13 protein-coding genes are annotated in these 11,402 nt (G+C 55.5%); 7 read left to right on the top strand and 6 right to left on the bottom strand.

The window, feature by feature from the left end:
• Positions 1-196 precede the first annotated feature (196 nt).
• The 4 genes from WBM93_RS10890 to WBM93_RS10905 all read right to left on the bottom strand — a co-directional run bounded on the left by WBM93_RS10890 (position 197) and on the right by WBM93_RS10905 (position 2,870).
• The gene (locus WBM93_RS10890) at positions 197-1,228 is read right to left on the bottom strand and encodes a nucleotidyltransferase domain-containing protein (protein WP_424431786.1); all 1,032 of its coding nucleotides are present in this window, start codon (positions 1,226-1,228) and stop codon (positions 197-199) included.
• Positions 1,228-2,088: an HprK-related kinase A gene (locus WBM93_RS10895; RefSeq protein WP_424431767.1), complete on the bottom strand. Its 861-nt coding sequence runs from the start codon at positions 2,086-2,088 to the stop codon at positions 1,228-1,230. Before WBM93_RS10895 ends, WBM93_RS10890 begins: the two co-directional genes overlap by 1 nt.
• 8 nt (positions 2,089-2,096) lie before the next feature.
• Entirely contained in the window at positions 2,097-2,381 is a 285-nt protein-coding gene (locus WBM93_RS10900) for an HPr-rel-A system PqqD family peptide chaperone (RefSeq protein WP_424431769.1), read from the bottom strand.
• 72 nt (positions 2,382-2,453) lie between these two features.
• Complete coding sequence (locus WBM93_RS10905) at positions 2,454-2,870, bottom strand: hypothetical protein (RefSeq protein ID WP_424431787.1); 417 nt, start codon at positions 2,868-2,870, stop codon at positions 2,454-2,456.
• 313 nt (positions 2,871-3,183) lie between these two features.
• Here WBM93_RS10905 and WBM93_RS10910 point away from each other — a divergent pair, with 313 nt between their 5' ends.
• The 7 genes from WBM93_RS10910 to phoB all read left to right on the top strand — a co-directional run bounded on the left by WBM93_RS10910 (position 3,184) and on the right by phoB (position 10,613).
• A complete protein-coding gene (locus WBM93_RS10910; protein WP_424431771.1) occupies positions 3,184-4,380 on the top strand; it encodes a sensor histidine kinase in 1,197 nt (398 codons plus the stop codon).
• 180 nt (positions 4,381-4,560) lie between these two features.
• Positions 4,561-5,604, top strand: a complete 1,044-nt coding sequence (locus WBM93_RS10915) for a substrate-binding domain-containing protein (protein WP_424431773.1) — start codon at positions 4,561-4,563, stop codon at positions 5,602-5,604.
• A gap of 60 nt (positions 5,605-5,664) precedes the next feature.
• Positions 5,665-7,050, top strand: a complete 1,386-nt coding sequence (gene pstC / locus WBM93_RS10920; RefSeq protein ID WP_424431774.1) for a phosphate ABC transporter permease subunit PstC — start codon at positions 5,665-5,667, stop codon at positions 7,048-7,050.
• On the top strand, positions 7,043-8,305 hold the full coding sequence (gene pstA / locus WBM93_RS10925; protein WP_424431776.1) for a phosphate ABC transporter permease PstA: 1,263 nt from the start codon (positions 7,043-7,045) through the stop codon (positions 8,303-8,305). The genes pstC and pstA overlap by 8 nt, the downstream gene beginning before the upstream one ends.
• 53 nt (positions 8,306-8,358) lie before the next feature.
• A complete protein-coding gene (gene pstB / locus WBM93_RS10930; RefSeq protein WP_424431777.1) occupies positions 8,359-9,156 on the top strand; it encodes a phosphate ABC transporter ATP-binding protein PstB in 798 nt (265 codons plus the stop codon).
• Positions 9,157-9,180: 24 nt separating this feature from the next.
• Positions 9,181-9,912 (top strand): phosphate signaling complex protein PhoU, encoded by a 732-nt coding sequence (phoU, locus tag WBM93_RS10935; RefSeq protein WP_424431779.1) that lies wholly within the window; start codon positions 9,181-9,183, stop codon positions 9,910-9,912.
• Positions 9,912-10,613, top strand: a complete 702-nt coding sequence (gene phoB, locus WBM93_RS10940) for a phosphate regulon transcriptional regulator PhoB (RefSeq protein ID WP_424431780.1) — start codon at positions 9,912-9,914, stop codon at positions 10,611-10,613. Before phoU ends, phoB begins: the two co-directional genes overlap by 1 nt.
• A 36-nt stretch (positions 10,614-10,649) precedes the next feature.
• On the opposite strand, the gene WBM93_RS10945 is transcribed toward phoB, so the two are convergent.
• Together WBM93_RS10945 and WBM93_RS10950 are read right to left on the bottom strand one after the other, a co-directional pair.
• Positions 10,650-11,003: a DUF2794 domain-containing protein gene (locus WBM93_RS10945; protein ID WP_424431782.1), complete on the bottom strand. Its 354-nt coding sequence runs from the start codon at positions 11,001-11,003 to the stop codon at positions 10,650-10,652.
• A partial coding sequence (locus WBM93_RS10950; protein ID WP_424431784.1) for a serine O-acetyltransferase occupies positions 11,003-11,402 on the bottom strand: 400 nt, incomplete at its 5' end. The genes WBM93_RS10950 and WBM93_RS10945, both read right to left, overlap by 1 nt.

The following is an 11,402-nucleotide window of genomic DNA, read 5'->3' on the forward strand; positions in this document are numbered from 1 at the left end:
GTGCAGTACCTTGTGCGTTTCCGATTTCATTCGTGTGCCTTGTCCGGCGGCGAGGATGATGGCGGCTAGAGGGCGATCTGTCATCGGTTTACTCCGGAACAAGTTGGTCAGTCAGGCCCTTATCTCGGCCAATTGCAGCGGCTAATGCCATGCAATCCGGGCTTAAGCCAGCCCGTTTATTGCTATTCTGGCGGGTTCATTTGGTGGGCTTTCCGCCTTTGCGCCATTTGGTCCACAAATGCCGAGCAAGCATCATCGGCGGCATCCGCAGCCAGTGCGATCGGACGTAAAATGCGAACCGGGTCCATTTCCGGGTTTCACGGCCATATCCGTCACGAGCGAGCAGGCGCCGAACGTAGAAAGAGTCTACAACTTCCGACCGGCCAGCGCGAAGATCGGGGGCCGGCATTGCATATAGACGAACAGCAAGACGAATCGCACTCGCCAATTCATTGCCGAGCCCGTGGGTTAGCGCGCGGCTAGCCAGTTCGCTCCAGAATGAATCATTCACCTTGGAAAAATGTTGCAGCAGCAGGTTGATATCCCAAAGGTTCCGTAGCCAGCCCGCCATATCCCCGTCGGCAAATAAATGGGCAATGGAGTGCAGCACCATATCGGCAGGCGCCAACACATAGAGCCCGTTGTCTAGGCGAACCGCACTATCCAGAATCGCTTCTGCATCCGGCCTCGGCTTCGCGGTCAGCGGCAATATCGTGTGGTGGACATCGATCATCCGGTCGCGCTCGCGGTGGATCAGCGGCGGCAGTTCGTGCATATGGTCGCGATAATATCGATCGTCATAGGGATCGGGCTTCACCCACTCCCATCCCGCATCGAGCAAAGCGGCTTCGACGACTGGCAGGTCGTCCCGCGCAACCATAATATCGAGATCGCCGATGCTTCGCCCCAATCCAGCGACCAGATTGGCGGCAACATAAGCCGTGCCTTTCATCAATACGACCTTGCCGGGATAATCGGCCAAGGCTCTTCGGGCACAGTCGGCTTCCCACAATGCCTGCTGGCGCGCCAAATCATGAGCCTCGACAGCATCTTGTAGAACGGCCCGCACTCCATCCGGCAAGGCCAAGTCCTTGACCCGATGGGCCAGCGAACCAATCAGCGATTCCGCCCGGGCCATGCTGATCAGTTCTGTCCACTGGCTGCTGTCGAGTGCCTCGACGCTTGCCGGTTCCCGCAGAGCATCGACCAAGGGGCGAGCATCGCGCATCATGGTAGTCGGCTCCACAGATTTTCAATCAATTCTTCGGCCTGATCGACCGTCTGATAATCAATTGCCTTGACCGGGACCTGGTCGACGAAACGGGTGAGCGCGTGGAAACCGGCCTCGCCCAATGCGACATAATTTGTCGACGCCTGGGTCAGGCGGACAAAAACTTCCGACAACCCCATGTCCCGCAATTCCGGTGCATGGCCGAAACGGGGAAAAAGCAGTAGCGCTGGTTTGGCCGGCTCGTGCATCCGCGCGATCGCTGCTTCGGGCGGAACCAGATGCCGGATATCGCCTTTCGGAGTGGCCTTCATTTCCGGACCGAAGCGGGCTTCGGCGGCGACGCTGCGCATCGCACCAATTGCTTCATTTTTTAGACTGATCAGGCGCGGAAATGGGAAGATTTTTCCGGACTTGAGGCATAACAGGGCAAATTCGTCACCCATGAAACGCCAGCCTCTTTCTGCCAGCATCGCCGATAATGTAGATTTCCCCGAACCCGAAAGGCCGGTCATAATCAGCGCCTTTCCATCCTTTTCAACACTGCTGGCATGGAGCAGCAAATGCCGCCGCCAGCCAAGCGCCATTTGCAGGTTCATACCCATTTCGGCGGCCAGTAATCCCTGCTCAAGTGGCAATGGCGCTGCGTCGGGCAACCAGAAATCCCCGCTGATATGAACCGATGGCCGGATATAGTGTCTCCACGGTTTTTCAGGCTCGAGACGAACCGTGAAATCCACATTTTGATCAGACGGCGCAGGATAGCTTCGATACAAAGTTGCCAGTTGATCCAGCGGTTGCCGCCACGCCGAAGCGATCCGGAAGGCGGCGGGTCCGATTTTGAGCAAGATCTGATGCATCTCGCCGATCAACCCGCAACTCGCGCCACAAGTCCCAATCCGGATAGCTCTTCGAGACGGGCAAGAACAATGTCCTCAGCATCTATCTCTGTTTCGATATCGAATTTGGCGGTCAGTCGCGATGCGATCTCGGCAGGGGACAGCGAAAGTCCTTCCATGACTTCCAATATCGCCGGAGCGGGATCGACCAGCATGTGGGTAATCCCGGAAGTCCGATGAAATAACAGGGTCATGCTGTCGAGCTCGTGCCAGATCAGATCATCCTGTGCCGCAGCCCGGTATTTTTGGGTCATGATGGATTACCTGCGATTCTGGTACGACATACCGGTCTGATAGCAGGCAAATGTTAAAATTGGTCGGTTATATCAGCGCGGCATTTGCAGCGAGGCGTAGCAAGTGAAACCGCTCTGGCCTGATTGAAGTCTGCGGATATAGTTTACATAAGCCTCCGACTGGTCACGCGACGTTCCGGGCAGTGTCCGTCCGTTCATCGCTCGGCGCACTTCTTCGCCCGTAAAATTGCGGCCTGCCGGCGGGTATGCGCCTGGTGTGTCGGACGTAACAACCTTGCCATCCGCAGCGATATATCCGCCCGCCGCATGATTGCCCGGCACCGGAATTTCACAATTTAGCACCGAACCCGCGGTTTGCGCGAGGGCGGGCTTGATACTGATCACTGCAGAAGCGGTCACCGCGCCCATCATCAAAGCACGACGGCGGGTCACGATTCCGTTATTCAGGTCTTTATCGTCTGACGGTCCGGATGGAAGGTCTTCATTCATCGAATTTCTATCCATGCTTTCTCTTGCTGCAGATATCCGGGCTTTATCAGAAATCGGGTAAAAAGCGAGTAAACAGTCCGCTTGCGGAAACCGCGTCTATAATCGGGACATAGCCATCGCAATCATTAACATCGACAGTATATCTCCACACAAGGGTTGTGCGCCCGATAAAATTCTCATTGCCGTTCCTGCGCCGCACCGCCTAAATAGAAGCTATGATCATCCCAGAACCCGACCGCTGACTTCGATTTCCCCCATTCGCCTGCTTGTGGCCCTGTCAATCATCGTCGGTGGTGCCCTATTGGCGAGCCTGATGTCGCAACCCGGCCAACAGTTTATCGTCTATATCGGCACCGGTGCCATAGCCCTGTTCACGGTGCTGCGCGACCCGCCGGCGCCGACGCTACCCGACCCGGCCTCGCTCGAGCGACAACGCCAGCAAATCCTGCATCAAGGGCGGACGGAATCCTATCAGGATATTATCAATCCGATTACGGATCCGATATTGCTTGTGCGCAACGCCAGGGTTGCGGCGGCCAACCCGGCGGCGGCCAAGGTGCTGGGAGATCATATCCTTGGCGAGGACGTGCGGATTGCCATCCGTCATCCCGCCGCCGCAGACCGCCTCGCCAACCCGGATGCGAAGCATACGGGAGCGCCGATTCTGTTGGTGGGAGTCGGCAGCGCGGACCAAAGATGGGAACTGCGCATTCATGCCCTGCAAGATGGCCTGAAACTGGTCCAGCTGTCGGATAGAAGCAGCCATTATGCTGCCGAAAAAATGCGTACGGATTTTGTCGCCAATGCCAGCCACGAACTGCGCACGCCGCTGGCTGCGATCAAGGGATTTCTGGAAACATTGGAAGATCCCAAAGCGGGCAAGGATGACGCTACACGCACGCGTTTTCTGAAGATAATGTATGATGAAGCCGATCGCATGCAGCGGCTGATCGAAGATCTGATGTCGCTTTCACGGATTGAAGCCGAAAAATTCGAATTGCCTTCAGAGAAAATCAACTTGAGGGACCTCGTCGAAGAAGCACGTGATTTTTACATCAACAGCCGCGGCAAGAAAGAGAAAGAAATTCAAGTCGCTTTTCCGGCAGACATTCCACTGATTTACGGAGATCGGGCGCAATTGGCGCAAGTCGTGAACAATTTGCTCAGCAATGCCTTCAAATATGGAAAAAAAGGAACGCCGGTTCGAATAAATGTGGCTCCCAATCGGACGGCAACGATGCTGAAACTGTCGATCAGCGACGAAGGAGACGGCATTGCTCCTGAACATATTCCCCGTCTCTCGGAACGATTTTATCGCGTTGATAAGGGGCGCAGCAAATCGATCGGGGGAACCGGTCTTGGACTGGCCATTGTCAAACATATTTCAGAGCGGCACGGAGGACGAATGGAAATTGCCAGCGAGGTGGGAAAAGGCACCACGGTGTCCGTTTTGCTACCGGTCGTAAATAATGCGCCGAGTCCCCGAGAATCCGGTAACACGACTTCATGACACGATAATGCAGGGGTTGATTTAAGGAACTGCCCGCCGCAACCTGCTGTCACATATTCGTAACATATCTGTCATGACCAAGACATTGCGGCTCTCTAAAGGTGCTCACATCAAGACCGTAATTCGGATCCTCGGCGATTTAAGCCAAGGATCAAACGCAAATGAATTGGGAATTTATTCATGCTAAAAAAACTCGCTTTCCTGACCGTCGCCGCTCTTGCGACATCCGCCTGTCAAGATCAGGCTTCCGGGGGCCAAGGCGGCACCCGAAGCGAAATCCGGATTGTCGGCTCTTCTACGGTTTTCCCTTTTGCGAAGGCCGTGGCCGAGCAGTTCAGTATAAACGGGACAAACCCCTCTCCGATTCTTGAATCCACCGGCACGGGTGGGGGCATGAATCTTTTCTGCGCCGGTGTCGGTGCGGGCACACCCGACATTGAAAACGCATCTCGCCGGATCAAGGCCTCCGAACTGGAATTGTGCCAGAGCAACGGCGTTACCGAAGTGGTCGAAGTGCAAATCGGCATCGACGGGATTGCCATCGCCCAGGCGAATAACGGCACCGCATTTTCGCTGACCCCGGTACAGATTTACAAGGCCATTGCGGAACGCCCGTTCGGCAAGGAGAATACAGCTAAAACCTGGTCGGATATTGACCCGTCCCTACCCAAATTTGCGATCAGCGTTTATGGTCCGCCATCAACCTCCGGTACGCGTGATGCGCTCACCGAACTGATCATGGAAGTCGGCTGCGTCACGGATCCGGCTACAAAGGCGCTTAAGGACACTAACAAAGCGGAATTTGAAGCGATTTGCCACGAAGTCAGAGCAGATGGTGCCTATGTCGACGCAGGCGAGAATGACAATCTCATCGTCCAGAAGCTGAAAGCCAATCCCAATAGCGTTGGTATTTTCGGCTATAGTTTTCTGGAAGAAAATCTCGACAGCGTCCGCGGCATTCCGGTATCTGGCGTCAACCCGACATATGAAGCCATTGCATCGGGGGAATATCCCGGCGCCCGGCCACTTTATATTTATGTGAAAAAGCAGCATGTCGGTGTGATACCCGGGTTGCAGGAATATGTTCTGGAATTCATCAATGCCGGAACCCGTGACGGTTATCTGGTGAAGAAGGGATTGATCGCTTCACCTGATGGGGTAAGGGCAAGGATGTCCGACGTAGTCAGCAATATGACTCCGCTTGCGATTGGCGAACTCAAATAAACGCTCCTCAAAGGGCATTATTTTTCAGATGATTGCGAAGCAGGGGCGGAACCGGATATTGTGACAAGTGCGACGCTTCTTTTTCTCGTGATCGGCCTCGGCCTCGTCGCGTGGTTTTTTGGCCGCCTGAAAGCTGCCGGACTGCAAACGCGTGGAATAAGCTCCCGATCAACCCTTCATTCCTTGCCAAGCTATCATGGCTGGTATGTCGCTTTATGGGCGATTGTTCCGGCAGCAATCTTCATGACGGTCTGGAGCTTCGTCAGTCCGGCACTGATAACCGATGCGGCAATGAGCAGCCCCGCTGCGGCGCAATTGCCCCAGGGCGGCTTTGCGCGCGCCGCAATTTTATCAGAAGCCCGCGCCATTGCATACGGATATCAGGTCAACGCGTTTAATCCGCTATCCCAGTCGATGGTCACGCCCTATCAGGAGGCGATCTCATACTACCAGATGATCGGCGCAGTCGCTGCACTTCTCATGGTCTTTGCTTGCGGTGTCTTTGCCTGGCTGAAAATCAAGCCGGATCTCAGGGCGCGTACGAAAATCGAGCGCGTAACAATGATGGTCCTGCTGCTCGCATCGCTGATTGCTATCATCACCACCGTCGGTATTTTCCTGTCGCTGGTTTTCGAGACGGCCCGTTTTTTCTCGATGGTATCGCCGATCGACTTTCTATTCGGTACCGAATGGAACCCGAAGGCGGTTGCCGGACCGCGCGGCGAAACCGGATTCGGCGCGATTCCGCTTTTCTGGGGTACCGTTTTCATTGGCGCCATTATCGCGATGATCGTGGCTATTCCGCTCGGTCTGATGAGCGCGATTTACCTCACCCAATATGCACCGGCTAAATTCCGGGCATGGATGAAACCAATCCTGGAAGTGCTCGCCGGCGTTCCAACGGTTGTCTACGGTTATTTCGCTGCCTTGACCGTGGCACCCGCGCTGCGTGATTTTGCCGTCTCGATCGGCATTTCAAACGCCTCTTCAGAATCCGCTCTGGCTGCCGGCGTGGTGATGGGAATCATGATCATTCCGTTCGTTTCCTCCATGGCGGACGACAGCATTGCGGCGGTTCCCAGCGCGATGAGAGACGGTTCGCTAGCGATGGGGGCAACCCATAGCGAAACCATCAAAAAGGTTCTGATCCCTGCCGCTCTACCGGGCGTCGTCGGCGGTGTCCTGTTGGCTGTCAGCCGCGCGATTGGCGAGACGATGATCGTGGTTATGGCCGCAGGTCTCGCCGCCAATATGACCGCCAATCCGTTTTCAAGCGTCACAACCGTCACCACCCAGATCGTTCAATTGCTGACCGGTGATCAGGAGTTTGACAGTCCCAAGACACTGGCTGCCTTTGCTCTCGGCCTTGTCCTGTTTATCGTGACCTTGCTGCTCAATCTCATCGCCTTGCGGGTGGTCAAAAAATACCGGGAAGCCTATGAATAACATTAGCGAAACAAAGAGTCGCCCGACGGACTGGCAGGGCGCCGACATGCAGAAGCGCATTGCACGGCGCTATGCGGCCGAACGACGATTCAAGGCGATTGGTTTGGGAGCAATCATGCTGTCGGCCGGTTTTTTGGCGTTTCTATTGATTGTGATGATGGGCAATGGATTCCGCGGCTTCACCCAGACCCAACTGCCGGTCGAGATTGATTTCCCTGCAGCCACCGGTGGCGCATCCTCCAGCCAATTCGAGAGTCCGAACGGTCCGGCAAATGTTCAGGCCCTGGGTTTGCGCGAAATTGTCGATAGCAGCATAGAAATCCAATATGGCCGGGATGGTATCGATCTATTTTCGTCCGGAAGCTGGACAACGGTCAGCGCCATGATTCTCGACAACCCCAGAATAGTCGAACAGAAAGTAACCGTCTATCTACCGGTGGTTTCGGACATCGACGTCGCCTACAAGGACGAGGGCAACCCCGAAGCCGAACAGAAGGTCAGGCAATATTCGGATCAACTGTCCACCGGATTTAACTGGAATTTTCTGGGCAATTCGGATGCCACGGACCCGATGCAGGTGGGAATCTGGGGAGCGTTCAAAGGATCGTTGATCACCATGATCGTAACGCTGCTGCTCGCCTTTCCCGTTGGCGTATTTGCCGCGCTTTATCTCGAGGAATATGCGCCGAAAAACCGTTTGACCGATCTAATCGAGGTCTCGATCAACAATTTGGCGGCCGTGCCGTCGATCATCTTTGGCTTACTTGGTCTGGCCGTGTTCCTGAACTTTTTCGGCATGCCGCGCTCGGGCGCGCTGGTCGGCGGTCTGACGCTAGCCCTGATGACCATGCCGGTGATCGTCATTTCGGGGCGCAATGCCGTGAAATCGGTGCCTCCATCGATCCGCGAAGCTGCATTGGGGATTGGCGCAAGCCCGTTGCAGGTGGTATTCCACCACGTCCTGCCGCTCGCCCTGCCCGGCATATTGACCGGAACCATCATCGGCATGGCCAGGGCGCTGGGCGAAACGGCTCCTTTGCTGATGATCGGCATGCGCGCCTTCATCGCCACGCCACCGAGCGGGATTACTGATCCGGCGACCGTCTTGCCGGTACAGATATTCCTGTGGTCCGACGAAGTCGATCGCGGCTTCGTCGAGAAAACCTCGGCGGCAATCATTGTGCTATTGCTATTTCTCCTGACCATGAACGCGCTGGCCATTTATCTCCGCAACCGCTTTGAAACCCGTTGGTAGGTGCCCCGATGAACGATGATCAGAAACTGCAAGAACCGAGTGAAAGCATAAATATGACAGATTCGGCTAAAACCGGCGCAACAAGCGATAGTGGCACACCGAAAATGACGGCTCGCAATGTCGATGTATTCTACGGCGACAAACAGGCTATCAACGACGTGTCGATCGATGTAAACATGGATAGTGTGACGGCGTTTATCGGACCGTCCGGCTGCGGCAAGTCAACTTTTCTGCGCTGCATGAACCGGATGAACGATACCATTCCGATCGCTCGTGTTACCGGCAATATTACGCTCGAAGGCGACGATATATATGCGCCGCAGATGGATGTCGTGCAATTGCGCGCGCGAGTCGGCATGGTGTTTCAGAAACCCAATCCATTCCCAAAATCCATCTACGATAATATCGCATATGGACCGCGCATCCACGGGCTGGCGACCGGCAAGGAAGAGCTGGACAATATTGTCGAGTCCTCCTTGCAGCGTGCTGGTCTGTGGGGCGAAGTAAAAGACCGGTTGCAGGATAGCGGCACCGCATTATCGGGCGGCCAGCAACAACGGCTATGCATCGCGCGCGCGATAGCGGTGGATCCCGAAGTGATCCTGATGGACGAACCGTGTTCGGCGCTCGATCCGATTGCGACCGCGAAGATCGAGGAACTGATTCATGAACTGCGCGGAAAATATGCTATCGTTATTGTGACGCACAATATGCAGCAAGCGGCGCGTGTCTCGCAAAAAACCGCGTTTTTCCATCTTGGCACCCTGGTGGAATATGGCGATACAACAGATATTTTCACCAATCCGCGCAAAGAAAAAACGCGGGATTATATCACCGGTCGCTACGGCTGACCTGCAGAGGATTAGGAACAGAAAATGGTCAATAGTGGGACAGAGCATACGGTCAAAGCCTTCGATTCCGACATCAATCAGTTGCGCGGTATGGTTGCGGAAATCGGTGGTCGCAGCGAGCAGGCGATTTCCAAGGCGATGCGCGCGCTGGAAAACAGTGATCTGGAACTGGCCGCGGAAGTGGTCCGGGAAGACAAGCTGATCGACGATCTGGAGAAACGGATTGACGAGTTGACCTTTCAAACGATCGCGTTGCGGGCGCCGATGGCCGATGACCTGAGGGAATTGATCGCTACATTCAAAATATCGGGGGTGGTCGAACGGATCGGCGACTATGCTAAAAATATCGCAAAACGGGTTCCGATCGTGACCCAGACTCGCCGGATGGCGCCTATTTCACTGCTGCCCTCAATGTCGAAAATCGCCAGTGAACTGGTCCGTGACGCGCTCGACGCTTTTGCCCGGCGCGATGCGGAACTGGCGATGGAGGTTAACCGGCGCGATCAGATCGTCGATGATTTCTACAATAGTATCTTCCGCGCCGTTATTACCCACATGATCGAAAATCCGAAAGATATCGGTGAGGCGGCCCATCTGCTGTTCATTGCCAAGAATCTGGAACGGATCGGCGACCATGCCACCAACGTCGCCGAAATGGTCTATTTTGCGGCGACCGGTGAACCGATGCCCGAACGCACCCGCGGGGAAGACCCTGCGACTTTGCTTGATGACGTCCTGAGTGACGACGCCGACTGATGCCAAATGCCAAATTGTTACTGGTAGAAGATGATGCCGCGCTGGCGGAACTCCTGTCGTGGAATTTCAAAAAAGAAGAATATGATGTCATCCACACAACCGACGGCGAAGAAGCGTTGTTGCTGGTGCAGGAACATCGTCCGGACGTGATATTGCTGGACTGGATGCTGGAGAGTCTTTCCGGCATCGAAGTCTGCAGGCAGTTGCGCCGGTCATCTGAAACCGCAAATATTCCGATCATAATGTTGACCGCGCGCGGCGAAGAGGAAGACAAGATTCGTGGTCTGGAAACAGGTGCGGACGACTATATTACCAAGCCCTTCAGCCCGCGTGAACTGATCGCGCGCGTCAAAGCCGTATTGCGCCGCGTCCGTCCTGCGCTGGCTGGCGAGAAACTCACCTTCGGCGATCTGGAAATGGATACCGTGGGACACAAGGTCAAACGCGGCGGCGATACCATCGCGCTCGGTCCGACGGAATTTCGCCTGCTCCGCCACTTTCTGGAGCACCCTAACTGGGTTTTTTCCCGCGAACGGTTACTCGACAGCGTCTGGGGTCAGGATAGCGATATCGAATTGCGTACGGTTGATGTTCACATCCGGCGGCTCCGCAAAGCCCTTAATGCCAATGGCAGAACGGACGTTATCCGCACGGTTCGATCGGCCGGCTACGCGCTCGACACCGACGCCGCAGATGGGTAGTTTTTTCGCGTTTCGCCATTGAGCCGCAGGCTCAGTCTAGCTGCCGACAAGCTTCACAAGTTTGCGCTCGACAGGTGCCAGTATTCCAGCAAGATCGTGGCCACGCTTCAGAACCTGTCCCTGCTCGCCGTGCAACGACCAAATGCCCTGACGGTTTCGATCAGATGGACGTTTCTCGATCCTGATCTGAGGCCGCTCCGATGCCCGGCGAAAAGCTGCGAAAATTGCGACATCGCGGCGCATATCCATGGCATAGTCTTTCCAGTGACCAGCGGCCACCATGCGGCCATATAGGCCGAGTATGCGTTCTATTTCCCGGCGCTCGAAGCCCACCTGAGAGGGGCTTCCCCGCTGCGGAAAGACCGAGACATTGGACCCCGTCCAACGCATCAAGCGCGGTCACGTCCCTTTGTCGCGATCTTTTCATCGTCTTTGTTTCGCTCTTCCGCGAAGGCCGCAATCCGCTTCTGCAATTGCTCCATTTCACATTGCAAGATTTCCAGCTTCTGCGTCGACGGATCGAAAACCTCGCTGCACGGTGTGCCGTAGGGAACAAACTCCTTCTGATAGTCTTTTGCCTCGAGCAATGTAGGCCGCGCACGGACACCGACCATGGTGGCGCCTGTCGGCACATCCTGGGTCACAACCGCATTGGCGCCAACCCGTGCCCGCTTGCCAACGATGATCGGGCCGAGAACCTGGGCGCCGGATCCCAATATAACATCATCTTCGATGGTCGGGTGGCGCTTGCCGCCAACGCCGTTGGTCGGATTGGTACCGCCCAGTGTC

The organism is Parasphingorhabdus sp. (genome assembly GCF_049667325.1).
Taxonomy (GTDB): Bacteria; Pseudomonadota; Alphaproteobacteria; order Sphingomonadales; family Sphingomonadaceae; genus Parasphingorhabdus.

What these genes read in the sequence shown, in the direction of transcription:
- WBM93_RS10890 (WP_424431786.1), bottom strand. Translation starts at nt 1,228, where the DNA reads ATGCGCGATGCTCGCCCCTTGGTCGATGCTCTGCGGGAACCGGCAAGC.
- WBM93_RS10895 (WP_424431767.1), bottom strand. Translation starts at nt 2,088, where the DNA reads ATGCATCAGATCTTGCTCAAAATCGGACCCGCCGCCTTCCGGATCGCT.
- WBM93_RS10900 (WP_424431769.1), bottom strand. Translation starts at nt 2,381, where the DNA reads ATGACCCAAAAATACCGGGCTGCGGCACAGGATGATCTGATCTGGCAC.
- WBM93_RS10905 (WP_424431787.1), bottom strand. Translation starts at nt 2,870, where the DNA reads ATGAATGAAGACCTTCCATCCGGACCGTCAGACGATAAAGACCTGAAT.
- WBM93_RS10910 (WP_424431771.1), top strand. Translation starts at nt 3,184, where the DNA reads ATGTCGCAACCCGGCCAACAGTTTATCGTCTATATCGGCACCGGTGCC.
- WBM93_RS10915 (WP_424431773.1), top strand. Translation starts at nt 4,561, where the DNA reads ATGCTAAAAAAACTCGCTTTCCTGACCGTCGCCGCTCTTGCGACATCC.
- pstA (WP_424431776.1), top strand. Translation starts at nt 7,043, where the DNA reads ATGAATAACATTAGCGAAACAAAGAGTCGCCCGACGGACTGGCAGGGC.
- pstB (WP_424431777.1), top strand. Translation starts at nt 8,359, where the DNA reads ATGACAGATTCGGCTAAAACCGGCGCAACAAGCGATAGTGGCACACCG.
- phoU (WP_424431779.1), top strand. Translation starts at nt 9,181, where the DNA reads ATGGTCAATAGTGGGACAGAGCATACGGTCAAAGCCTTCGATTCCGAC.
- phoB (WP_424431780.1), top strand. Translation starts at nt 9,912, where the DNA reads ATGCCAAATGCCAAATTGTTACTGGTAGAAGATGATGCCGCGCTGGCG.
- WBM93_RS10945 (WP_424431782.1), bottom strand. Translation starts at nt 11,003, where the DNA reads ATGCGTTGGACGGGGTCCAATGTCTCGGTCTTTCCGCAGCGGGGAAGC.